The following is a 24,284-nucleotide window of genomic DNA, read 5'->3' on the forward strand; positions in this document are numbered from 1 at the left end:
AATTGAAACGAATCAATGATAAGACGCGCAAAGATATCTGAAATCCCCGATATCTTGACCATAACCCGAGCTTGTGCCAAAAAAATGCAAGAGAACGGTATTTTTCAATGGAACGAGCACTATCCCTCCAAAGAGGCTTTTCAAAAAGACATTGAACGTGGTGAGCTTTTTGTGGTTGAAGAAAAAAACACGGTTCAAGGCACCATCGTCATATCCACGTTGATGGATAAAGAATACAAACCCATTCAATGGCTTACCCCCAACGGAAACAGTGTTTACATCCATCGGCTTTCCGTGCACCCAAACCTTCAGGGGAAAGGACTTGCCCAACAAATGATGGATTTTGCAGAAAACCATGCCAGGGAACACAGGTTTGTCTCGGTCCGATTGGATACTTTTTCCCAGAACAAAAGAAACCAGCGTTTTTACGAACAAAGAGGATATCAAAAACTCGGGGACATCTACTTTCCCAAACAAAGCGTGCATCCTTTTCATTGTTATGAATTAGTGCTGTAACTTGCGCCCGATTTGAGCACGCAGGTAAACTTCAAGAGCATCAACCAATTGGCAATCCCTGCAACCATTTCTGGGATTGCGGAACCCATCCTCTCCATTACGGATACGGCCATAGTGGGCAACATTCCCGTAGACGGGTTGGAATCACTGGCCGCGGCAGGCATCGTAGGCTCCTTTTTGTCCATGCTGATTTGGGTTTTGGGCCAGACCCGTAGCTCCATTTCGGCCATCATTTCCCAATATTTGGGTGCAGGAAGATTGGACGAGGTAAAAAATATGCCCGCACAGGCCATTTTTCTCAACATCTGTTTGAGCATCGTAGTGCTGCTCACCACCATTTTTGTGATCGAAGAGATTTTTGCGCTCTTTAATGCGTCGGGAAAAATATTGGAGTATTGTGTATCCTACTATTCCATTCGAGTTTGGGGATTCCCACTTACCCTGTTCACCTTTGCCATCTTTGGTATTTTCCGCGGATTGCAGAACACTTTCTACCCTATGGTCATCGCCATGTTGGGGGCTGGGCTCAACATAGTTTTGGACTTTGTCCTTGTCTACGGTATCGAAGGGTTTATTCCAGCTCTGTATTTGGAAGGAGCTGCATGGGCAAGCTTGATTGCACAGGCCATTATGGCAATTTTGTCCCTTATCCTGTTGGTAAAAAAGACAGATATCAGCATGAAATTGACCTTTCCGCTGAACAAGGAAATCAAACGGTTAATTTTTATGAGCCTCAATCTTTTTGTACGCACCTTAGCATTGAATGCGGCCCTGATGCTTGCCGTGCGCGAAGCTACCACCTTGGGCGATCGATTTATCGGAGCACATACCATCGCTGTCAACCTTTGGTTGTTTGCCGCGTTTTTTATTGATGGCTATGCCGCTGCCGGAAACAGTATGGGCGGAAAGCTTTTGGGCGCTGCCGATTACGACGGGCTATGGAAGTTGGCCAAGACCATCTTTAAATACGGGATGATCGTAAGCCTTGTTCTCATGTGCTTTGGATTCATTTTTTATCGTCCCATCGGGCACCTTTTTTCCAATGAGGAAATCGTCCTCAATACCTTTTACAGTATTTTTTACATCGTGATTTTAGGGTTGCCCATGAACACTTTGGCTTTCATTTTTGATGGGATTTTTAAAGGGATGGGCGAAATGAAATACCTGCGGAATGTGCTCTTGGCAGCAACATTCTTAGGGTTTATCCCTTGTCTTTATTTGGGCATGTATCTGGGTCTTGGTTTTTATGCCATCTGGATCGCCTTTGTGGTCTGGATGATGATTCGCGGATTCTCATTGGTCTGGAAATTTAGGCGAAAGTTCCGGCCCTTGGTGCAAAACCCGTAATTTAGTGCTTTGCCATTTGATAATCGTTTAAAATGACAACAGATAGAACCAACGGAAGTCTATATACCAAAATAGAAAACGGAATCGCAACCGTGGAATTTGGCCACCCTGCCAGCAACTCCTTTGTGTCAGAGCTTTTGGCTCGATTTACCCGGGAATTTGAAAAACTTGCTGAAAACAAAGAGGTTTCGGTCATCCTTTTAAAATCTGAAGGTGAACGGGCCTTTTGCGCCGGTGCTTCTTTTGATGAATTGGTAGCCGTTTCCAATTTGGAAGAGGGTAAACAATTTTTCAGCGGCTTCGCCCATGTGATCAATGCGATGCGCAAATGTCCCAAACCCATTATTGGCCGGGTTCAAGGCAAAACCGTTGGTGGTGGCGTCGGATTGGCATCGGCCTGCGATTATGTGCATGCTACTGTGGAGGCTGCCATCAAACTATCGGAAATTTCCATTGGAATCGGTCCCTTTGTTATCGCCCCAGCCGTGGAGCGTAAAATGGGAAAAGCTGCATTGGCGGAGCTCACATTGTATCCCACAGAGTGGAAAAATGCCTATTGGGCCAAAGAACAAGGACTTTACGCCAAGGTATATGATTCCATTGCAGATATGGACAAGGAACTGGACATTCACCTGCAGAAATTGGCGACATACAATCCCGAAGCACTTTCTGAAATGAAAAAAGTACTTTGGGAAGGAACGGAGCACTGGGACGACCTATTGCTGGAACGGGCCGAAGCTTCAGGAAGATTGGCACTGTCTCCGAATACTAAAAAAGCATTGGAAAAGTTTAAAAGGTAGTTGAATGCTCCCCAGTTATAAAAATACGTGTCACCCTGAACTAGTTTAAGGGTCTCATGAAAAGATTAGGTGGTAAGATGCTGAATCAAGTTGAGCATGACGATTTTGAACGAGAGAAGAAATAAAAATTTACAAAATGAATGATTTGATATTCCCCATACTCGCGCTCTTTGTGATTGTGGTGTATGTGGTCAACAGAATACGAAGCAACCGACGTTACAAAAAATAATATATACCATATATATTTTATATATTTGTTAGTGTAGCATTTTAGAGACCAAGTTGTATGGAAAACCAGATAAAAAAGTTGGTGGAAGTCGATAAATCCCTTGTGGTAAAACTAAAGGTTCTTTCCGCATTCGAAAACTTGAGCGTTAAAGCCTTAATGGAAAAAGCCATTGTGGAATACGTCAAAAAGAAGGAGCTAGAGCGTTTTGATCAACTTTCAAAAGCGGAAAAGGAAGACCTTGGGCTATTACTTTTGATGCAACAAGCGGACAAAGAAGATTTTGTGAGCGAAGACGATGTCTTTAAACTATTGGATGAATGAAAGTCAAGTATCTTAAATCGTTGGAAAAGGATTTAAGGAAGGTCAACGATAAAAAGACCAAGCAAAAATTGAAACAGATCATTCTCCAAATGAAAGAGGCCAAATCACTGGATGAACTTACTTCGGTGAAAAAGCTGTCGGGGCACCCCAATGCTTTTCGAATAAGGGTAGGTTCCTATCGCCTAGGTTTTTTCTATGAAAATAATACCTTCGTAGTATCCCGATTTGTAAAACGAAATGACATCTATAAACTTTTTCCCTAGACCCATTGGACCGTATTTCACTTCCTAAAGGCAAAAAAGTCTATTTCGCGAGCGACAACCACCTCGGAGCCCCGACCCGAACGGATAGTTTGCCCCGTGAAAAAAAATTCGTGGCTTGGCTCGACTCCATTAAGGACGATGCAGGTGCCATTTTTTTGATGGGCGACCTGTTCGACTTTTGGTTTGAATACAAAACCGTGGTCCCCAAAGGCTTTACCCGCACCTTGGGAAAACTGGCCGAACTATCGGACATGGGTATTCCTATCACCTACTTTGTGGGCAACCACGACCTTTGGATGAACGGTTACTTCGAAGAAGAACTCAATATTCCCGTTTACCATAAACCGAAGCAATTCCTCATTAACGACACTTCCTTTTTTATCGGACATGGGGATGGATTAGGGCCTCACGACAAAGGCTTCAAACGAATGAAGAAAGTGTTTACCAATCCCGTGGCCAAATGGTTTTTTAAATGGTTGCACCCCGATTTGGGCGTTCGCTTGGGACAACATCTTTCAGTGAACAACAAAATAATTTCCGGTGAAGCGGATGCCAAATTCTTAGGTGAGGATAAGGAATGGTTGATTTTATACGCGAAACGAAAGTTGGAAAAGCAACACTACGACCATTTTATTTTTGGACATCGCCATCTGCCCATGGAAATCCAACTCAACGAAAAATCGAAATACACCAATCTTGGGGATTGGATTTCCTATTTTACCTATGCTGTTTTTGATGGCGAAAAATTAAGCTTACAAAAGTTTGAAACAAGAAGTTGAAGCCTGTCAAATATTGGACTTTTAAGGTAGACTGTCACTTCGAGCGCAGTCGAGAAGGCATAAAAACAGGGTCTCAACTGCGCTCGACCTGACGACTAAAATCTATCAATTAATTAGCAATTTCTTTATGTCAAACGCACGTTACCTTTGAAACTTAATCTTCCTTCTCGTGCTCATCAATGTCCTTTTGAAGGTCCAATCGTCTAAAGGTAGGTGATACCAAGGCCGTGGTTCCTGCGGTCAAAAGCGTCATACATCCACCAAAAACCACCGCTGTGACGGTGCCCATCAATTTGGCCGCCAATCCACTTTCAAAAGCACCCAGCTCATTGGAAGACCCGACGAACATGGAATTTACGGAAGCCACCCTGCCCCGCATATTGTCCGGAGTCTTTAATTGCAAAATGGTTTGGCGTATGATCATCGAAACACCATCTACCGCACCACTAAGGAACAAGGCAATCACCGATAACCAAAATAGCTCGGACAATCCGAAGACAATAATGCAAACGCCGAAGGCGAACACGGCCCACAACAATTTTTTCCCAGCATTTTTATGCAACGGAAATCGGGTGGAGCCCAACATGGTGATGGAAGCTCCCACCGCTGGAGCCGCCCTCAAGATTCCAAATCCTTCCGAACCCACATGCAAAATATCCTGTGCATAAACGGGCAAAAGTGCTACAGCTCCGCCAAAAAGCACAGCGATCATATCCAAAGTAAGCGCTCCAAAAATGGCCTTGTTCCCAAAAACAAACTTGAGTCCATCGCGTAGGCTTTGGAAAACAGGTTCTCCCAATTTTGGGTTCATAATGGGCTTTTTGGGGATTTGAAACAAGAACATCAAAGCCACTAGCGAAAAGCCAAAAATAACGCACATGCTCCAGTGCACTCCTATCCAACTTATCGAGAATCCAGCCAAGGCAGGGCCTAAAACGGATGCCAATTGCCAAGTGGAGCTGCTCCACGTAGCTGCGTTCGGATATATTTTTTTGGGAACGATCAACGCGATCAACGAAAAAATGGTCGGTCCTAAAAACGATCGCACAAATCCGCCCAAAAAAACCAAGGCATAAATGGAATAGAGAATGGTTTTGGATTCCCAAGATGCTTCAAGTCCGGGCCAACTCAACAAAAACAGCCCCAAGCTGATTACGGAAAATCCTGCAATACAGGTCACCAGTAAATTCCGTTTCTCTTTCTGGTCCACGATATGGCCCGCGAAAAGTGCCATGCTCACTGCGGGAATGACCTCCATCAATCCAATAATCCCTAATGAAAGCGGGTCCTTGGTCAACGAATACACCTGCCACTCAATCACAATAAACTGCATGGACCATGCAAATACCATGGCAAAGCGTACAATCAAAAATATGTTGAATTCCTTATAGCGGAGCGCTGCGTAGGGGTCCATAAGTAGCTAGCGAATATCTCTTAGTTTTAGTTGAAGGCTCACCGTTCCGTTCCATTCGTTTTCATCCAACGAAAATACGGCATCAAACGGTTTTATTCGCTTTACCACATTCAATTTATCGCCCAAATTAAACCCAATGGCGCCAATAGGATTGGAACCGGGCTGATATACGCTACACTTTAAGTGCTTTTCGTCTTCTCCTACGCCTCGTGCGTACCCGGTGTCTTTTAAACCTTCGGCCATAAAAATCGGGGTCATGTTCCCTGGGCCAAAAGGGGCAAATTGTTTCAAGATGCGCATCAATTTGGGTGTAATCTGATGCATAGCGATTTTTGCATCCACAGCAATCTCGGGCTGCAACAGTTTAGGGTCGATGGTTTCCGAAACCACTTTTTCAAACTGATTTTTGAAGGCCTCGTACTGTTCTTCCAATAGCGTAAGTCCTGCAGCATACATATGTCCGCCGAACTGCTCCAAGCAATCGGAACAGCCTTCAAGCGCGTTGTAAATATCAAATCCTTTGACCGAACGGGCCGAAGCAGCCAATTTGTCCCCGCTTTTAGTGAAAACCAAAGTAGGTCTGTAATAGGTTTCGGTTAATCGTGAGGCCACGATTCCTATGACTCCCTTGTGCCAATTTTCGTTGTAGACCACCGAGGTAAACTTATCTTCTTCTTGGTTTTCCTGAATCTGTACCAAGGCTTCTTGGGTAATTTCTTGGTCCAAACTTCTTCGTTCGGTATTAAACAATTCGATTTCGGCAGCATATTGTTGCGCTTGTGCAAAATTGGTCTCGCTAAGCAAGGTAACGGCATGTTGACCATGTTTCATCCGTCCAGCAGCGTTGATGCGAGGGGCAATGATAAACACCACATCCGTAATGGTAAGTTCCCGTTTTTTGGTTTGGTCAATCAACGCTTTGATTCCTGTTCTCGGATGTTCGTTGATGACCTGTAACCCATAATGGGCCAATACACGATTTTCGCCTGTGATGGGAACAATATCGGCCGCAATGGCAGTGGCCACCAAATCAAGATATGGCATTAAATCTTTGATAGTTTTGCCCTGTTTGGAAGCAAGGGCCTGAATCAACTTAAAGCCTACCCCACAACCGCAAAGTTCCTTGTACGGGTATTCACAATCCTCCTGTTTGGGGTCCAACACGGCAACGGCTTCGGGCAGCTGCTGCCCTGGTCGGTGGTGATCGCAAACGATGACGTCAATCCCCTTTTCCTTGGCGTATTTTATTTGGTCGATGGCCTTGATGCCACAATCCAGGGCAATCATTAGGCTAACATCATTATCTGCTGCAAAATCAATTCCCTGAAAGGAAATACCATATCCTTCCAAGTAGCGGTCAGGAATATAGGTTGCTACATTGGGATAGGTTTCCACCAAAAAGGAGCTCATTAATGCTACGGAAGTCGTGCCGTCCACATCGTAATCGCCATACACCAACATATTTTCGCCCTTTGCAATGGCTTGCTCAATCCGCTGGACGGCCTTATCCATGTCCTTCATCAAAAAAGGGTCATGCAAATGGGTCAACTCTGGTCGGAAAAATGCTTTTGCCTCCTCGAAATTGGTAATTCCCCGCTGAATCAACAGTTGAGCCACCAAATTCTCCACACCCAATGCTTCGGAAAGTTGGTCAATGGCTTCTTGTTCGGGTTTTGGTTTAATGGTCCAGCGCATCCATGTTAGGTTTTGGAAATGGTCAGTTCGAGTGTTTCGAAAGATTTTCGAAACGTATCGAGAACCATTGGTTAAACATTTTTAGCAAGATTGGGCAACGAATCAAAATGACCGTTAATGAGGCTTCTTTTTTGGTTTGACCATTTCATACCATATTTTAAAAATAAGATGGTCACTCCAGTGCTTGTAAACTTAGTACAAAAAACTAATTCTACAATTATCCCTTTAAAAGTGGAATTGCTTGTTTTCCATGAAAGCCACTTCTCGATACAATTCTGATTTTATCAGAATTACTCGAAGTGACACTCTTACTTATGATGAAACATGGTCTTAATATCCAACTCAGCAAATTTTCTGAACATCTCCATCACTCCACAATATTTTTCTACCGAAAGGTCTACCGCTTTTTTGAGCTTTTCCTCATTTAAGTTGGTTCCAGTAAAGTGGTACTCTATGGTTACAGAGTCGTAGTATTTCGGGTGTTCATCGGTGAGGTTCGCAATGGTCTCTATTTTAAAATCATCTACCTCCAGCTTCATTTTTTTGATAAGCGAAGCAACATCCAGACCAGAGCAGCCTGCCAAAGAGGACAACATCAATGCTTTGGGGCGCAAACCGGCACCCGAACCGCCACTTTCTGCGCCTGCATCCATACGCACTGTATGCCCAGAAGGATTGTTGCTCTCAAAGGCCATTTCGCCTAACCATTTGGTTGTGATGTGATTTGTCATGATGATTAATTTTTGTTTCTTGTAGACTTCAAAAATACAATTTATAATCTCAACGATGGCCTTAGTAGACCCCCTTTCCCCCGACCACGATCCCGAAACCAGACAACTGGCCGAGTTCTTTAACGAAACCCTTGGTTTTTGCCCCAATTCGGTGCTGACCATGCAGCACAGGCCTTCCATTTCCAAGGCTTTTATCAATTTGAACAAAGCGGTAATGGCCAATGAAGGCCGTGTGACCTCCGCCTTAAAACGAATGATCGCTTGGGTAAGCAGCAACGCCACGGGTTGCCGGTATTGCCAGGCACATGCCATTAGGGCCGCAGAACGCTATGGCGCCGAACAGGAACAGCTGGAAAACATTTGGGAATACAGAACCCATAACGCGTTTTCGGAAGCGGAGAGGGCAGCTTTGGATTTTGCGCTTGCGGCTTCCCAAGTGCCCAATACGGTGAATGCTGATATTAAAAAACGACTGCACCAACATTGGAACGATGGCGAAATTGTGGAAATGATGGGGGTCATATCCCTTTTTGGGTACCTCAACCGCTGGAACGATTCTATGGGAACCAACATTGAAGATGGGGCCGTAGAAAGTGCCGAAAAATATTTGGGCGAAGTAGGTTGGGAAAGGGGCAAGCACGATGGGTCCAAATACTAAGGAAACCTTATATCTTCAGAACGCTTAACGTCCTTGCTCTTAACTCTGGAACCACCGTTCGGTCAAACCATGGGTTTTTGCTCAACCAAAACCGGTTTCTGGGCGATGGGTGGGGCAGCACAAAATAGTTGGGTAAATAGCTTTTGTAGTTTCTTACTGTTTCGGTCAGATTCCTTTCACGGGCTTTTTCCAAATAATAGGCTTGGGCATATTGGCCAATCAAAATAGTCAGTTTTAACTGCGGCATTTGATTTATCAACGATCGATGCCATAAAGGCGCGCATTCAGGACGTGGCGGCAAATCCCCCGATTTTCCTTTACCGGGATAACAAAACCCCATAGGAATCAAAGCAAATAAGCGTTCATCATAAAACTGTTCATCTGTTACGCCAAGCCAATTTCTGAGTTGTTTCCCGCTGGGGTCATCCCAAGGAACTCCTGTTTGGTGCACTTTGGTTCCGGGCGCCTGTCCAATAATGGCTATTTTGGATGCTGGATGGGCGGCAACAATGGGTCTGGGCCCTAATGGCAAATGTTTTTTGCAATGGGAACAGTTCCGTACGTTGGCCAGTAGCTCGTCCATCCTGTTTATTGGGTCGAAAAAATCGATTGTCCCTAACACTTACTTTTTTCCACCAACCACAATCACAAATTCCCCTTTAGGTGCCTTGGTGGTAAAATAGGCAATTAACTCTGCAACGGTTCCTCGAACGGTTTCCTCATATAACTTCGTCAACTCCCGAGATACGGAAACAGGTCTGTCTTCCCCAAAGTATTCGGCAAATTGGGTCAGGGTTTTTAGCAGTTTGTGGGGCGACTCGTAGAAAACCATGGTGCGGGTTTCTTCGGCAAGTTCCAATAGTCGGGTCTGGCGTCCCTTTTTTATGGGCAAAAAGCCTTCAAACACAAATCGGTCGTTGGGCAATCCGCTATTTACCAACGCTGGAACAAAGGCCGTAGCACCGGGCAAGCATTCTACCTCAATATCGTTTTCAACACAAGCGCGGGTCAATAAAAAGCCAGGGTCTGAAATGGCAGGGGTACCGGCATCAGAAATCAGGGCGAAAATGACACCCTCTTTCATTTTTTGCACCAATCCATCCACCTGTTTATGCTCGTTGTGCATATGATGGCTCTGCAAAGGAGTATCAATGTCAAAGTGTTTGAGCAATTTACCGCTGGTGCGGGTGTCTTCCGCCAAAACTACATCTACTTCTTTGAGCACCTTGATGGCACGAAGTGTCATGTCCTCCAAATTTCCAATCGGTGTTGGCACCAGATATAGCTTTCCCATGGACCAAAGTTACGGTCTTACCTCTAAATTAAAATGGTAAAATGGAATTTATGCGAACCTTTTATCAATGAGTGACATGAAGCGGGCCTCATACTCTTCTTTCCCCTCCCAATTATTGTACTCCGGCTTCACCATATTGTTGATGAAGGCAATGGAGCGTTCTTGGGTATCAATGGTGTTGAGTTGGGAAAGCACCCGCGTATAATCTTCCATATTGTTGTTGAACAAGTGCTTTACAAAGGCCAGTTTATCGTTAAGGCCGACCTGAAATTCCTTGGCAAGCCTATCGTTCAACGATTTGGGCTGAATGGACTGTGCGCTGGAAGTGTTGCCTACCTGTTTGGGAGTTACCTCTTCCATGTCGTTTTTCATTAAGTTGGGCTTTGCCACAAATTCAGTAAAAACCTTTTCCAGATTTTCATCGGACGGCATTTCGGACACAATATCCCTGATCGTGTCCATCGAAGGAGTCGTAATGATATCCTCTTGGTGCGGATTACTTTCCGGAACGGATTTGTTGCCGCTCAACACAGCATTGGCCATTTTCTCGAACCGTGAGGCAATCACATTTTGGGAGACATCCACCTCCACATCGTTCAATTTCTCATCAATAAATTTGAGAACGGCCAATTTCTCATATATTTTTCTGGATTTATCATATAGTGCCGCAAGATCGGTATCCTCCCGAGCGGTAATGATGTCGGTGGACAATTTGATCAGCTCTTCCCTCAATTTCCGTATCATAGCTTTTCCTCTTTCGTATAAAAATATAACGATTTTGCGAATACCCTATCAACAAAAGGTTAAAATCTTATTGAAAACAGGGGTGCAATTTTTTAGTAGCTTTGTGCTGGTTCCCATATAACGGGAAAACAAACAATTTCTTTCAAAAATACGGTATGTTTCTCGAAAACACAGTCAACCCTAAGGAACAGTTTGGATGGATTGAGGTGATTTGCGGCTCCATGTTTTCCGGAAAGACCGAAGAGCTTATCCGTAGACTAAGGCGGGCCCAATTTGCCAAACAAAAGGTGGAGATTTTTAAACCCATTGTGGATACGCGCTATCATGAAGAAATGGTGGTCTCCCACGATGCGAACGAAATCCGGTCCACTCCTGTTCCCGCTGCGGCAAATATTCGCCTGTTGGCGGATGACTGCGACGTAATCGGCATTGACGAAGCACAATTTTTTGACGATGAAATCGTAACCGTGTGCAACGATTTGGCCAACCGTGGGATCCGGGTGGTGGTCGCCGGGCTGGATATGGATTTTAAGGGCAATCCTTTTGGACCCATGCCCGCGTTGATGGCAACGGCAGAATATGTGACCAAAGTGCACGCCGTTTGCACGCGAACTGGGAATTTGGCCAATTACAGTTTTAGAAAATCTCTTAACGACAATCTGGTACTCTTGGGCGAAACTGAAGAATATGAACCGTTGAGTCGTGGGGCTTTTTACAAGGCCATGCTCCGGGAAAAAATCAAGGATATGGATGTGAAGTCCGAAGAGGTGAATTCCAAAAAAGAAAAATCCAATGAGTAAGGTCGGGGAAACTACCTTGGTCTTGGACCTATCGGCCTTGGAGCACAATTACAATTACCTTCGTTCCAAAATTGAGCCCAGCACCAAATTTTTAGGAGTAGTAAAGGCCTTTGCCTATGGGAGCGATATGGTGATCATTGCGCAAAAATTGGAACAATTGGGCGCCGATTACCTTGCCGTAGCCTACGCAAGTGAAGGAGTTCTGTTACGACAGGCCGGCATAAAACTACCGATATTGGTCCTGCATCCCTTGGCATCAAATTTTGATGATTTGATTGCCTATTGCTTGGAACCGAGTCTTTATTCGAAAAACATCCTAAAACAATTTCTGAAAGCTGCCGAGATACAAGAACAAAAGCAGTATCCCGTTCACATTAAGTTCAACACAGGGCTTAACCGTCTGGGTTTTGCCCAAACCGATGTTGATTTTATTGAGGAAGCCATCACAAAAAGTACATCCGTTGAAATCGTTTCCACCTTTTCGCATTTAGCGGCCTCTGAGGATGGTAACGAAAGGGAGTTCAGTTTAGCGCAGATTCATTCCTTTTCCACATCGAGCAAGGCATTGGCCGAAAAATTGGGTTACACGCCCATGCGGCATATGTTGAACACTTCCGGAATCATCAATTATCCTGAGGCCCAGTTCGAGATGGTCCGCAGCGGCATCGGATTGTACGGCTACGGTAATCAAGCCGAAGTGGATGCAGCCCTCAAGCCCGTAGCCACGCTCAAAACAGTTATTTCGCAAATCCATGAAATAGAGCCCAACCATTCCGTAGGCTACAACCGCGCTTTTAAAGCCGACCAAAAAACAAGGAGTGCCACTTTGCCCTTGGGCCATGCCGATGGTATTGGTCGACAGTACGGTAAAGGAAAAGGTTCGGTGACCATCAACGGGAAAAGAGCACCGATTTTGGGGAATGTGTGCATGGACATGATCATGGTAGACGTTACTGGAATTGATTGCAAAGAAGGGGACGAGGTCATCGTGTTCGGTCCGGAAAAATCCGCAGAAGCGTTTGCAGCAGGAGCCAATACCATCTCCTACGAAATCCTAACCGCGATATCCCAGCGTGTAAAAAGAGTGGTGAAAAATTGACTTTTTTTCGGCACCATCGTCCCTGCAGACCACTTTTTTGTTTACTTTGTTGGTCAATAACCAATACTCAACTATAAAAATGGGATTTTTAAAAGAATTTAAAGAATTTGCCATGAAAGGAAACCTGGTGGATATTGCCGTAGGTTTCGTCATGGGTGCCGCTTTCAAGGAAGTGGTGTCTTCCTTCACTGGAGGTATTGTATCTCCACTGATCGGATTATTGTTCAACGCAGATTTCAACGATCTGAAATACGTCATCACCGAGGGAACTCCTAATGATGCAGGAGAAATTGTTGGGGAAATTGCCGTGCTCTACGGAGCATTCCTTACCAATGTCATCGACTTTATCATCGTGGCCTTTGTGATGTTCCTTATTGTGAAAGGCGTTAACAAGATGAAGAAAAAAGAGGAGCCTGCTCCAGAAGCACCAAAGGGTCCAACCCAAGAGGAGTTGCTGGCAGAGATCAGGGATTTACTTAAAAAGTAATTCAAGATTCATATTCAATGATGATGCAATGTCACTTCGAGCGAAGTCGAGAAGTATTTGGGACAAAAAAACCAATCATTGGATGTTTTGCATCTGAAAGCATAAAAATCGTTGGTGCACTTTAGGCACCGCCGCTACATCACAGTAACCTTTAAAACCATCAATGTGTTTCGCTAACATGTTGATGGTTGTTTTATTTATAACAATTTGTTATTTTTTAATGATTGATGCGAAAAATACTTGTTTAACCCATTGACTGAAGTACCTTTGCGGCAAGAAATTTTTTCAAATGAAAGTAGCAGTTGTTGGTGCCACCGGAATGGTAGGCGAAGTCATGTTGAAAGTGTTGGAAGAACGCAACTTCCCTATTTCAGAATTGTTGTTGGTTGCCTCGGAGCGTTCCGTGGGCAAAAAACTTACTTATAAAAATAAAGAATACAGCATCATCGGGTTGGCAGACACTGTAGCTGCCCGTCCGGATATTGCTATTTTCTCGGCAGGGGGAGACACTTCTCTCGAATGGGCGCCCAAATTTGCCAAAGTTGGAACTACGGTTATCGATAATTCTTCGGCTTGGCGTATGGACCCCACCAAAAAATTGGTGGTACCCGAAATCAATGCCAATACACTCACTGTTAATGACAAAATCATCGCCAATCCCAACTGTTCCACTATTCAGATGGTATTGGCCTTAGACCCATTGCACAAAAAATATCAAATGAAGCGTGTGGTGGTCTCCACCTATCAATCCGTTTCGGGAACAGGAGTCAAAGCTGTGCAACAAATGGAAAACGAAGCTGCTGGCATCGAGGGTGAAATGGCCTATCCACACCCCATCAACAGAAATGCCCTGCCGCATTGCGATGTGTTCTTGGAAAACGGCTACACCAAGGAAGAGATGAAATTGGCTCGTGAGCCGCAAAAAATTTTGGATGACCGCACTTTTTCGGTTACCGCTACGGCAGTGCGCATCCCAACTGCTGGTGGACATTCCGAATCCGTAAACGTGGAGTTCCACAACGACTTTGACTTGGCCGAAGTCCGCCAGTTACTCAGCGAAACACCGGGTATTGTGGTACAGGACAACCCAGCAACCAACACCTATCCCATGCCCGCTTTTGCCAACGGAAGGGACGAGGTCTTTGTGGGCCGCATCCGACGGGACGAGACCCAACCCAACACATTGAACATGTGGATTGTAGCGGACAACTTACGCAAAGGAGCCGCAACTAATGCCGTACAGATTGCCGAGTATTTGGTAGAGCATCGTTTGGTTTCCAATACTTCTGAAGCTATTTCATAAAATTCGTTAAAGCATCATTTACAGCCAGTAGATTTCTGTGTTTTGTGGTATTTTTAACGGAATCAATCCTTGAAAACATGAAAAACATAAGTCTGTTGGCTGCTTTGGTTTTGTTTGCAGCCTGCCAGGAACAACCTAAAAAAAGAGAACCCATCACTGTGAACTATCCTACCACCAAAAAAGTTGACACCGTTGATAATTATTTTGGAACAGAGGTTCCCGACCCATACCGCTGGTTGGAAGACGACCGTAGCGAGGAGACCGAAGCTTGGGTAAAAGAGCAAAATTCCGTCACCTTCGGGTATTTGGAAAAAATCCCTTTCCGCGAAGACCTTAAAAACCGGTTGGAAAAACTCTGGAACTACGAAAAAGTAGGGTCCCCTTTCAAAGAGGGCAACTACACCTACTATTACAAAAACAACGGCTTACAAAACCAATATGTGGTTTACCGTAAAAAGGATGGCGGCGAAGAAGAAGTCTTTTTGGACCCCAACACCTTTTCCGAGGACGGCACCACATCGCTGATGGGACTTAGTTTTACCAAGGACGGCTCCAAAGCGGCTTACCTCATCTCCGAAGGAGGAAGCGATTGGCGCAAGGGAATTGTCATCGATGCCGAATCCAAGGAAATTGTCGAGGACACCTTGGTGGACATCAAGTTCAGTGGTATTTCGTGGAAAGGAAACGACGGTTTCTTTTATTCCAGCTACGATAAGCCCGAAGGAAGCGAGCTTTCCGCAAAAACCGACCAACATAAATTGTATTATCACAAATTGGGAACGCCCCAGTCTGAGGATAAAATCATTTTTGGTGGCACACCAGAACAAAAGCACCGTTACGTAGGCGGTTCCGTTTCCGAAGACCAGAAGTATTTGTTCATTTCCGCTTCGGTGTCCACATCGGGCAACAAATTGTTTATGATGGACCTCTCACAAGAGAATCCTGAATTGGTCACCATTCTGGACGACACCGATTCCGATACCTATGTTATCGACAACGAAGGTTCTACCCTTTACATGGTCACCAACCGTGAAGCGCCCAATAAAAAAGTAGTAGTAGTGGATGCGGCCAACCCTACTCCTGATAATTGGAAAGACCTGATTCCCGAAACCGAAAATGTGCTTACCGCAGGTACAGGTGGCGGCTATTTCTTTACCGAATATATGGTGGATGCCATTTCCAAAGTACTTCAATATGATTACGAGGGTAACTTGGTCCGCGAGGTGGAATTACCCGGCGTAGGAAGTGCAGGAGGCTTTGGCGGCAAGAAAGAGGACAAGGAATTTTACTTCTCCTTCACCAATTACAACACACCGGGTTCTTTGTACAAATACAACGTAGAAACCGGGGAATATGAGCAATACTGGAAGCCTCAAATTGACTTTAACCCCGATGATTATGAGTCCAAACAAGTATTCTACGACTCCAAGGATGGCACCAAAGTGCCCATGATCATCACCTACAAAAAAGGAACCGAACTGAACGGCAAAAACCCGACCATTCTGTACGGCTATGGCGGTTTCAATATTAGTTTGACACCCTCTTTCAGCATCGTGAACGCCGTTTGGATGGAGCAGGGCGGTATCTACGCCGTTCCCAACCTTAGAGGCGGTGGTGAATACGGAAAAAAATGGCACATTGCCGGAACCAAGCTTCAAAAACAGAATGTATTTGATGACTTTATCGCTGCGGCAGAATACTTGATCGAGAACAACTACACTTCCAAAGAGTATCTTGCCATCCGTGGTGGGTCCAACGGAGGTTTGCTAGTCGGCGCCACCATGACCCAGCGCCCCGATTTGATGCAGGTGGCATTACCCGCCGTGGGTGTTATGGACATGCTCCGATACCACACCTTTACCGCAGGTGCAGGATGGGCCTACGATTACGGAACTTCCGAGGACAGCGAGGAAATGTTCAACTACATCAAAGGATATTCCCCTGTACACAATGTGAAGGAAGGTACGGCGTACCCCGCCACTTTGGTCACCACTGGAGATCACGACGACCGTGTGGTTCCAGCACACAGCTTCAAGTTCGCTGCAGAACTACAGGAAAAACAGGCCGGGGACCAGCCTACACTTATCCGAATCGAGACCAACGCTGGTCATGGAGCGGGAACCCCCGTGAGCAAAACCATAGAGCAATATGCCGATATTTTCGGGTTTACCTTTTTCAATATGGGGTACGATGAGCTTCCCAACCAAGCCGTGCTCAAAGAGTTTAAGGATTGATTCATCAACATATTGTCAGTTCCTGCGCAGTCGAGAACAAAACACGTGCAAACAAATTTAGGTTTCGACTGCGCTCAACCTGACATTTTTTTTGACAGATGAGCCATTTATTTTTATGCTAAAAGTCCAAGTACATTCTTTCGGGTATCAAGATCAACCCATTTTAAAGGATATCACTTTTGAAGTGGCCCCGGGGGAGCATGTGGCCCTGATGGGCGAAAGCGGCTCGGGAAAAAGCACCCTGCTCAAAATCATCTACGGTCTCCTTCATGTAGAGGAAGGCTCCATATTTTGGGGAGATACGGAAGCACTTGGCCCCAATTTCAATTTGGTTCCCGGGGAACCCTATATGAAATACCTGGCGCAGGATTTTGATTTGATGCCCTTCATTTCCGTGGAAGAAAACATAGGTCAGTTCCTTTCGGTTTTTGAACGCGAAACCCATCAAGAACGCATTGATGAACTCCTCGACCTCATCGAAATGAAGCCCTTTGCAAAAACAAAGGTCAAGTTTTTGAGTGGGGGACAACAGCAGCGTGTGGCCTTGGCGCGAGTATTGGCACAAGAACCGGAAATCCTCCTTTTGGACGAACCGTTCGGGCATATCGATAATTTTAAGCGGCTCTCCCTCCGAAGGAATCTCTTTTTATATCTCAAAAAACAGGGCGTTACCGTACTCACCGCAAGCCATGATCCCAACGATGTGCTGCCCTTTGCCGAACGCACCTTAATTATGGAACAGGGACGAATCATTGCCAACGAGAACACGCAAGACCTCTATATAAATCCGCCCAACTATTACACCGCCTCTTTATTTGGACAAGTGAACAAGGTGCCCATGAAGCTCCTCAAGTCCTATTCCGAAATTGATAGGGATGTACTCGTGTACCCAGATGAATTCAAATTTTCCGATTCCTCGGGCTTACGAGTGGAGGTTATCCATTCCTTTTTTAAAGGGAGTCATTACCTCAACGAAAGTAAAGCTGAAGATGGCACCCTTCTTTTCTTCAATTCTGACAAAGAACAAAGTCCCGGGTCAACCCTTTTTCTTAATGTATCTTTGAATACCATCAATAAAAGACTACACGTTGGACAAAAAACAGATACATAGGGAACTTCAATTTAAGGCCATGCGAAGCAGCGGGGCCGGAGGCCAACATGTGAACAAGGTTTCGTCCAAGGTAGAGATCACATTCAACATTCCCGAGTCGGAAGGGCTATCTGACAGGGAAAAAGAACGCTTGCTCCTTAAACTACAATCCCGTTTAACCAACGATGGGGCTTTGATGCTGCAATGCGACGAAGCCCGCAGCCAGCACAGGAACAAGGATTTGGTTGTAAAACGTTTTTTTGACGTCCTGAAAAATGCTCTTGTGGTTCCCAAAAAACGTAAACCTACGCGACCCACAAAATCTTCACAAGAAAAACGGCTAAAGACCAAAAAGCGAACCGCCGAGAAAAAAGCATCCCGCAAAAATCCTAACTTGGACCGATAGTTTTCGCTCAAACACCCTCTACCAATCGGATACCAAATTAAAAATGTTATTTAAACACAATTCAAAAGCAAGGGATTTAATATACTCGGCTCAATTGCTTAATTTTCAGTCAAATTATAACTAATTCAAAAAAATGATTTCTAAAACAGCAAACCTCAAAACATGGCTGCTCTCCGCAGCGATGTGTTTGTCTTGCGCCGCGTTTTCCGTGGCACAGAATGTTCCCTCCCCAGAAGATGTTTACGGATTCAGGGTAGGCGCCGATTACAAACTGGCCGATTACTCCCAAATTGAAGACTACTTGTCAAAATTGGATGCAGCGTCCAACCGAGTGAAAAAAATCGAAATCGGAGAAACGGTATTGGGCCGTAAAATGTACCTCTTGTTCATTTCGACAGAAGAAAATTTGGCTCAATTGGATAATTGGAAAGACATCAGCACCAAATTGGCCCGTGTACAGGTCAACGATGACGAAGCCGTTCGCCTTTCCCAAGAAGGTAAGGCCATTGTTTGGGTCGACGGGGGGATGCACTCCACCGAATTGGCCCATGGGCAGATGACCTCGGAACTGGCCTATACCCTGGCCACCTCCGAAACCGAAGAAATGAAAAAAATCAGGGAAAATGTGATTACGCTATTGATGCCCGTAATGAATCCCGATGGTTTGGATATCGTGGTAGACTGGTACCGAAAAAATCTGGGCACACCCTACGAAACCTCCCGCCCCCCAATTTTGTATCACTACTACATGGGTCATGATAACAACCGGGATTGGTTCATGAACATTATGCCCGAAACCTATAATGTGACGAAGATATTATACAACGAATGGTATCCCCAGATTGTGTACAATCACCACCAGTCGTCCCCATCTTGGACCAAGATTTCGTTGCCCCCCTACGCCGACCCGGTGAATCCCAGAATTCATCCGGCCATTACCGCTGGCGTTAGCGAAGTGGGCTCTGCCATGACCAAGCGTTTTTCCTTGGAAAACATGCCCGGTGCCATCGCTGACAACTTTTACACCATGTTCTGGAACGGTGGCGGACGTACCGTACCTTATTATCACAACATGATCGGTATCTTGACCGAAACTGGACATACCACACCGACCCCAAGATTCTATGATCCGGAAAAACTTCCGAAAACCGTTGCAGGAGGCACCCCTACTGATGGTACCGACATTATGTACCCTGATCCATGGAAAGGTGGTGAATCCCATTTTCGGGACGCTGTGGACTATATGTTGACTGCGACTTGGGCCACGTTGGACCTTGCTGCAGACCGTAAGAGCAATTACCTGTACAATATCTATAAAATGGGTAAATCGGCCGTAGAAAAAGGAAAAAACGGAGATTTGTTCGCCTACGTTATTGGCAAAGAGCAATGGGATTCTTTTGAAGCGGTGAACTTGGTAAACGTGCTGCTCCAAGGCGGAATTGAAGTGGAAAGAGCCACCAAGGACTTTACCGTAAACGGCAAAGATTATGAAGAAGGATCTTACGTCATCTACACCGCACAGGCCTTTAGGCCTTATTTGTTGGACCTCATGGAAAAACAGGACTACCCTACCCGTTTTCAATATCCGGGCGGGCCACCGGACACCCCCTACGATCTGGCCGGATGGACATTGCCTATGCAAATGGGAATCGATGTGGATAGGGTTGCCGAATCATTCAACGTACAAACTGAGAAAGTTACAGGGCTTGTGTCCTATTACGAAGGTGATGTAAACAGAAACGGCTCCTTTGGCTATGCATTGAGCGCCAACACCAATGCTGCCGTGGTCGCTACCAACAAAGTGTTAAAGGCAGGCGGAACAGCTTATAAAAGCATGACGGAATTCAAGGCGGGAAAAACGACCATGCCAGCCGGTTCTTACATCGTTTCTGGAGACAAAGCACTCATGGAATCCTTGGCCCAAGAATACGGACTTGAGTTTACCGGACTTGCCGCCAAGCCCGAAGTGCAACTGAAAAAAATCCATTTGCCCAAAGTAGGGCTCTACAAATCCTGGGTGGCCAATATGGACGAAGGATGGACCCGTTATATCATGGATGAATACGAGTTTGATATGGATACCTTGCACGATGCGGATATCAAAACCAGAGACTTGTCTCAGTATGATGCCATTATCATCCCTTCACAACGGCCAAGTTCCATTTTGCATGGACACAGTAATTTGAGCATGCCGGAAAAATTCACCGGAGGTATCGGATTAAAAGGTTCGGTGAAGTTGAGCGATTATGTGGAAGAAGGAGGCACTTTGATTGCGTTTGATGAGGCCAGTGATTTTGTGATTGAACAGTTTGGCCTTCCCTTGCGCAATGCAGTGGCCAATGCCGACAGCAACGATTTCTTTATTCCCGGTTCCTTGATCAAGGCTGGGGTGGATACCGCACATCCACTTGCTTTTGGCATGAAGGATACGGTTGCCGTTTCTTTCAACCGAAGTAGGGCTTTCTCCATCGACAAACAGCGAAAAACAGGTGAAGGCGGTACCGAAGAAATTGCCGATGCTCCCGAACCCGATGTAGAGGTAATTGCCACCTATGCGGCCAAAGACCTCTTAATGAGCGGTTGGGCCATGGGCGAAGACAGGTATATTGCCAAAAAGCCTGCCATGGTAAAAGCCAAATACGGAAAAGGCGCTGCGATTTTGTTTGCGTTCCGTCCCCAATTTAGGGCACAGCCACGCGGTACTTTTAAATTGATTTTTAATGCAATTTATGAAGGGGCTTCGGAGTAAAAGAACATCTTAATGTATAAAGGAAAGCCGCACCCAATTGGATGCGGCTTTTTATTTATCAAAACCGATAGCTCTCATCTAAATAAAATCGCCACAGCGCCAATGGCGGTGACGATCAAAATAAAGCGTTTGTAATTCTTCTCGTTGATTCTCTTCACCAGAAAAACACCCAACAGCAAACCCGCAAAAATAGCAGGGAGCAATCGCAGGTTAATCAGCAGACTATCCACGGTAATCGTTTTCCAAACAAAAACATGAAAGGGCATCTTAAAAAGGTTCGTGATAAAAAACAGCCAAGCGGCAGTGCCCACAAACTCGTTTTTGGGCAAGCGCATTGCCAAAAAGAAAATATTGGTGAACGCTCCTGCCAAGTTTCCGATCATGGTGCATACTCCCGATAACATCCCCATGGAACCCGAAAACAGCCAATGGGTGGGCACCTTTTTTGATTTTCGTCGGTCCCAAAACACCAGCATGCCCAAACTAATGAAAATCACCACCACCATGGCCCATTTAAATTCGCGCTCGGGAAGGTCTTTTCCGATCAAGACCCCGATAAGGATCCCTAAAATCATCCAAGGCAAAAACCGTAGAATATATTTCCATTGGGTGTGTCGGTTGTAATAGATCACGGCAAACGTATCTCCTACAATCAACAATGGGATAAAAAGACCCGTAGAAGCCTTGGAACCGAACGCCAAAGCCATCAAGGTCACATTAAAAATGGACATTCCCTTGAGTCCCGCTTTGGAAACCCCCATCAAAAAAACAGCAGTGGCGGCCATGGTCCATGCGGCTACGGAAATATCTGAGAAAGCGGAAAGAAACATGAAGACTTTTTACAGGTTCACAAAAGTAACCCAAAAAACCTATCTTTAGGTCCAGCCAAACTAAACAAATGAAACTAGAACTTTTAGATTACATCATCATCTTTGGATTCTTCGCCATCGTGCTTTTTATAGGAATCTATGTTTCCAAAAAATCAGGAAAAAACACCGCAGAATACTTTTTATCCGGCCGAAGCATGCCTTGGTGGCTCTTGGGCTTTTCCATGGTAGCCACCACTTTCTCCACGGACACACCCAACTTGGTAACGGATTTTGTCCGTACCGATGGGGTTTCCGGAAACTGGGGCTGGTGGGCCTTTTTGCTCACGGGTTTGTTAACCGTATTCGTATATGCAAAGCTTTGGAGAAAATCCAATGTGGCCACGGATATGGAGTTTTACGATTTGCGCTACGGAGGAAAACCAGCCCATTTTCTTAGAGGATTCAGATCGTTGTATTTGGGGGTAGTTTTTAATGTGATGGCCATGTCGGCGGTAACCTTGGCCGCTATCAAAATAGGGCAGGTAATGCTTGGATTGGAACCTATTGAAACCGTACTCCTTGGGGGAACCATAACGGTGATTTTTAGTGCCGTTGGTGGTTTTAGGGGTGTGGTCTACACAGACTTTTTACTGTTTTTCGTTGCCATGGGCGGGGCCATTGGAGCTGCAGTCTATTTGGTGAACATGCCCGAAGTGGGCGGATTGGACAATATTTTGGCCAATGCCCAAGTACAGGAAAAAATGTCCATTTTACCCGACTTTTCCGATACGGAAGCCTTGATAGGGCTATTGATCATCCCCTTGGCAGTACAATGGTGGAGTGCTTGGTACCCCGGCGGAGAGCCGGGCGGCGGTGGTTATATCGCCCAGCGGATGCTAGCCGCCAAAAACGAGAACCATGCTATTGGAGCCACTTTTTTCTTTAACATATTGCACTACGCACTACGGCCTTGGCCTTGGATTTTGGTGGCTTTGGCCTCCATTGTGGTCTTCCCTGATTTGGAAAGCATCCAACAGGCGTTTCCGAATGTGCCAGAGAATATTCTCAAAAATGATTTGGCCTATTCCGCTATGCTCACCATGTTGCCCACGGGCTTGTTGGGTCTGGTCATGGCTTCATTGGGTGCGGCCTACATGTCCACCATATCAACCCACCTCAACTGGGGCTCCTCCTATATTGTGAACGACTTTTACAAGCAGCAGGTCAACAAAGATGCTTCGGAAAAGGAATTGGTGAACGTGGGACGGATCTCTACGGTTGTTTTGATGGTACTGAGCAGTCTATTTGCTTTGGAACTCAACAACGCCACCCAGCTGTTCGATATCATCATTATGTTTGGAGCAGGAACGGGACTTATCTTTTTGTTGCGATGGTTCTGGTGGCGTATCAACGCATGGAGCGAAATCGTGGCGATGTTCTCCTCAGGAATCATCTCCATTATTTTTTGGCAATTGGAAGACCCCTTGTTTTTGGCAGAAGGTGCTCCCTTTCCAGCATGGAGTAAATTTCCTTTAGTGGTGCTGATTACCACCATACTCTGGTTGGCCACCACATTCTTGACCAAACCGGAGGATAATAAGGTACTTTACCGTTTCTATAAAATCACGAAGCCGGGAGGTCCTGGATGGAACAAGGTTCATGAAGCGGCCAAGGCCGACGGAGTTACCTTGGAAGATGAAAATGCCAAGTGGAGTGTGCCATCGGGTGTTTTGGCCATGATTGTGGGTTGTATTTTGGTGTATGGATGTCTTTTTGCCACAGGAAACTGGATCTATGGAAACTATCCATTGGCCTTAGGACTAACGGTGATGGTGTTGATCGCGACATTCGTGCTCATCAGAATTTGGCGCGGCATGCGCAATGTATTTTGATGGATTTTAGCCTCTAAGTTCCAACAATCGGGCAACGTATTTCCCGACCACATCAAACTCCAAGTTCACTCTTGTACCTACTTTGTAGGTATGGAATCGGGTATGCTCATAAGTGTACGGAATAATAGCTACGCTAAACTTGTCCTTTTGGGAGTCGACCACCGTGAGGCTTACCCCATCAACGGTAATGGACCCTTTTTCGATGGTGACGTTGTTGAGCTTGGAATCATAGGTAAACGTATAGACCCAACTACCATCCTGTTCCGCTACCGATTGGCAAACCGCCGTTTGGTCCACATGTCCCTGTACAATGTGCCCGTCCAAACGTGCTCCCAATACCATGGCGCGTTCAAGGTTGACCGTATCGCCAACTTTAAGGTCTCCAAGATTGGTCTTGTTCAAGGTCTCTTCAATCGCAGTGACGGTGTAACTATCCCCGTTAATGGACACCACGGTAAGACACACCCCGTTGTGTGAAACACTCTGGTCAATTTTCAATTCGGAAGTGATTCCCGAGCTAACGGTCAGGTGAAGATTTCCCCCGTCCTTTTCCAACTTTTCTACTTTCCCCAAAGTCTCTATGATCCCTGTGAACATGTGTCTTATTAATTGACTAGTTTTGTA

Annotated in this window: 24 protein-coding genes; 16 read left to right on the forward strand and 8 right to left on the reverse strand. The window is 45.5% G+C overall.

Annotation, left to right across the window (positions count from 1 at the left end; all coding sequences use genetic code 11):
• The first annotated feature begins 15 nt into the window (after nucleotides 1-15).
• The 6 genes from ABNE31_RS02325 to ABNE31_RS02350 all read left to right on the forward strand — a co-directional run bounded on the left by ABNE31_RS02325 (nucleotide 16) and on the right by ABNE31_RS02350 (nucleotide 4,255).
• Nucleotides 16-516, forward strand: a complete 501-nt coding sequence (locus ABNE31_RS02325) for a GNAT family N-acetyltransferase (RefSeq protein WP_349352223.1) — start codon at nucleotides 16-18, stop codon at nucleotides 514-516.
• A gap of 12 nt (nucleotides 517-528) precedes the next feature.
• Nucleotides 529-1,863: an MATE family efflux transporter gene (locus tag ABNE31_RS02330; protein WP_349352224.1), complete on the forward strand. Its 1,335-nt coding sequence runs from the start codon at nucleotides 529-531 to the stop codon at nucleotides 1,861-1,863.
• A gap of 32 nt (nucleotides 1,864-1,895) precedes the next feature.
• Nucleotides 1,896-2,663 carry an enoyl-CoA hydratase/isomerase family protein gene (locus tag ABNE31_RS02335; RefSeq protein WP_349352225.1) on the forward strand — a complete coding sequence of 256 codons (768 nt, stop codon included), beginning with the start codon at nucleotides 1,896-1,898 and terminating at the stop codon, nucleotides 2,661-2,663.
• Nucleotides 2,664-2,949: 286 nt separating this feature from the next.
• Entirely contained in the window at nucleotides 2,950-3,213 is a 264-nt protein-coding gene (locus tag ABNE31_RS02340; RefSeq protein WP_349352226.1) for a hypothetical protein, read from the forward strand.
• Nucleotides 3,210-3,476 carry a plasmid stabilization protein gene (locus tag ABNE31_RS02345; protein ID WP_293281024.1) on the forward strand — a complete coding sequence of 89 codons (267 nt, stop codon included), beginning with the start codon at nucleotides 3,210-3,212 and terminating at the stop codon, nucleotides 3,474-3,476. Before ABNE31_RS02340 ends, ABNE31_RS02345 begins: the two co-directional genes overlap by 4 nt.
• Nucleotides 3,477-3,490: 14 nt before the next feature.
• Entirely contained in the window at nucleotides 3,491-4,255 is a 765-nt protein-coding gene (locus tag ABNE31_RS02350; protein ID WP_349353018.1) for a UDP-2,3-diacylglucosamine diphosphatase, read from the forward strand.
• Between the two features lie 154 nt (nucleotides 4,256-4,409).
• Here ABNE31_RS02350 and ABNE31_RS02355 read toward each other — a convergent pair whose 3' ends face one another.
• From ABNE31_RS02355 to ABNE31_RS02365, 3 genes are all read right to left on the reverse strand, one after another.
• Nucleotides 4,410-5,669: an MFS transporter gene (locus tag ABNE31_RS02355; protein WP_306012617.1), complete on the reverse strand. Its 1,260-nt coding sequence runs from the start codon at nucleotides 5,667-5,669 to the stop codon at nucleotides 4,410-4,412.
• Between the two features lie 6 nt (nucleotides 5,670-5,675).
• Nucleotides 5,676-7,364 (reverse strand): single-stranded-DNA-specific exonuclease RecJ, encoded by a 1,689-nt coding sequence (gene recJ, locus ABNE31_RS02360; protein ID WP_349352227.1) that lies wholly within the window; start codon nucleotides 7,362-7,364, stop codon nucleotides 5,676-5,678.
• 308 nt (nucleotides 7,365-7,672) lie between these two features.
• Complete coding sequence (locus tag ABNE31_RS02365; protein ID WP_349352228.1) at nucleotides 7,673-8,095, reverse strand: OsmC family protein; 423 nt, start codon at nucleotides 8,093-8,095, stop codon at nucleotides 7,673-7,675.
• Nucleotides 8,096-8,150: 55 nt separating this feature from the next.
• On the opposite strand from ABNE31_RS02365, the gene ABNE31_RS02370 reads away from it, so the two are divergent.
• The gene (locus tag ABNE31_RS02370; RefSeq protein ID WP_349352229.1) at nucleotides 8,151-8,753 is read left to right on the forward strand and encodes a carboxymuconolactone decarboxylase family protein; all 603 of its coding nucleotides are present in this window, start codon (nucleotides 8,151-8,153) and stop codon (nucleotides 8,751-8,753) included.
• A gap of 7 nt (nucleotides 8,754-8,760) precedes the next feature.
• Here the strand turns inward: ABNE31_RS02370 and ABNE31_RS02375 are convergent, their stop codons facing one another.
• From ABNE31_RS02375 to ABNE31_RS02385, 3 genes are read right to left on the reverse strand one after another with little or no spacing between them, the layout of a single operon-like run.
• On the reverse strand, nucleotides 8,761-9,336 hold the full coding sequence (locus tag ABNE31_RS02375; RefSeq protein WP_349352230.1) for a uracil-DNA glycosylase family protein: 576 nt from the start codon (nucleotides 9,334-9,336) through the stop codon (nucleotides 8,761-8,763).
• Between the two features lie 39 nt (nucleotides 9,337-9,375).
• On the reverse strand, nucleotides 9,376-10,047 hold the full coding sequence (gene rsmI / locus ABNE31_RS02380) for a 16S rRNA (cytidine(1402)-2'-O)-methyltransferase (RefSeq protein WP_349352231.1): 672 nt from the start codon (nucleotides 10,045-10,047) through the stop codon (nucleotides 9,376-9,378).
• A 48-nt stretch (nucleotides 10,048-10,095) separates the two neighbouring features.
• Nucleotides 10,096-10,791, reverse strand: a complete 696-nt coding sequence (locus ABNE31_RS02385; RefSeq protein ID WP_349352232.1) for a hypothetical protein — start codon at nucleotides 10,789-10,791, stop codon at nucleotides 10,096-10,098.
• A gap of 155 nt (nucleotides 10,792-10,946) precedes the next feature.
• On the opposite strand from ABNE31_RS02385, the gene ABNE31_RS02390 reads away from it, so the two are divergent.
• The 8 genes from ABNE31_RS02390 to ABNE31_RS02425 all read left to right on the forward strand — a co-directional run bounded on the left by ABNE31_RS02390 (nucleotide 10,947) and on the right by ABNE31_RS02425 (nucleotide 20,959).
• Complete coding sequence (locus ABNE31_RS02390; protein WP_179383160.1) at nucleotides 10,947-11,591, forward strand: thymidine kinase; 645 nt, start codon at nucleotides 10,947-10,949, stop codon at nucleotides 11,589-11,591.
• Entirely contained in the window at nucleotides 11,584-12,690 is a 1,107-nt protein-coding gene (gene alr / locus ABNE31_RS02395) for an alanine racemase (protein ID WP_349352233.1), read from the forward strand. Before ABNE31_RS02390 ends, alr begins: the two co-directional genes overlap by 8 nt.
• 79 nt (nucleotides 12,691-12,769) lie before the next feature.
• Nucleotides 12,770-13,177 carry a large-conductance mechanosensitive channel protein MscL gene (mscL, locus tag ABNE31_RS02400; RefSeq protein ID WP_127140285.1) on the forward strand — a complete coding sequence of 136 codons (408 nt, stop codon included), beginning with the start codon at nucleotides 12,770-12,772 and terminating at the stop codon, nucleotides 13,175-13,177.
• Nucleotides 13,178-13,466: 289 nt separating this feature from the next.
• Nucleotides 13,467-14,480 (forward strand): aspartate-semialdehyde dehydrogenase, encoded by a 1,014-nt coding sequence (locus ABNE31_RS02405; protein ID WP_349352234.1) that lies wholly within the window; start codon nucleotides 13,467-13,469, stop codon nucleotides 14,478-14,480.
• Nucleotides 14,481-14,557: 77 nt separating this feature from the next.
• A complete protein-coding gene (locus tag ABNE31_RS02410) occupies nucleotides 14,558-16,714 on the forward strand; it encodes a prolyl oligopeptidase family serine peptidase (protein ID WP_349352235.1) in 2,157 nt (718 codons plus the stop codon).
• Between the two features lie 115 nt (nucleotides 16,715-16,829).
• Nucleotides 16,830-17,825, forward strand: a complete 996-nt coding sequence (locus tag ABNE31_RS02415; protein ID WP_349352236.1) for an ABC transporter ATP-binding protein — start codon at nucleotides 16,830-16,832, stop codon at nucleotides 17,823-17,825.
• Nucleotides 17,803-18,210, forward strand: coding sequence for an alternative ribosome rescue aminoacyl-tRNA hydrolase ArfB (gene arfB, locus ABNE31_RS02420; RefSeq protein ID WP_349352237.1), 408 nt, complete (start codon nucleotides 17,803-17,805; stop codon nucleotides 18,208-18,210). The genes ABNE31_RS02415 and arfB overlap by 23 nt, the downstream gene beginning before the upstream one ends.
• Nucleotides 18,211-18,343: 133 nt before the next feature.
• Nucleotides 18,344-20,959, forward strand: coding sequence for a M14 metallopeptidase family protein (locus tag ABNE31_RS02425; RefSeq protein WP_349352238.1), 2,616 nt, complete (start codon nucleotides 18,344-18,346; stop codon nucleotides 20,957-20,959).
• A 74-nt stretch (nucleotides 20,960-21,033) separates the two neighbouring features.
• Here ABNE31_RS02425 and ABNE31_RS02430 read toward each other — a convergent pair whose 3' ends face one another.
• A complete protein-coding gene (locus ABNE31_RS02430; RefSeq protein WP_349352239.1) occupies nucleotides 21,034-21,789 on the reverse strand; it encodes a sulfite exporter TauE/SafE family protein in 756 nt (251 codons plus the stop codon).
• A gap of 68 nt (nucleotides 21,790-21,857) precedes the next feature.
• Here ABNE31_RS02430 and ABNE31_RS02435 point away from each other — a divergent pair, with 68 nt between their 5' ends.
• Nucleotides 21,858-23,660, forward strand: a complete 1,803-nt coding sequence (locus ABNE31_RS02435) for a sodium:solute symporter family protein (RefSeq protein WP_293281085.1) — start codon at nucleotides 21,858-21,860, stop codon at nucleotides 23,658-23,660.
• Between the two features lie 6 nt (nucleotides 23,661-23,666).
• Here ABNE31_RS02435 and ABNE31_RS02440 read toward each other — a convergent pair whose 3' ends face one another.
• Nucleotides 23,667-24,257, reverse strand: coding sequence for a riboflavin synthase (locus ABNE31_RS02440; protein ID WP_349352240.1), 591 nt, complete (start codon nucleotides 24,255-24,257; stop codon nucleotides 23,667-23,669).
• Nucleotides 24,258-24,284 lie beyond the last annotated feature (27 nt).

This window comes from Flagellimonas sp. MMG031 (assembly GCF_040112705.1).
Taxonomy (GTDB): domain Bacteria; phylum Bacteroidota; class Bacteroidia; order Flavobacteriales; family Flavobacteriaceae; genus Flagellimonas.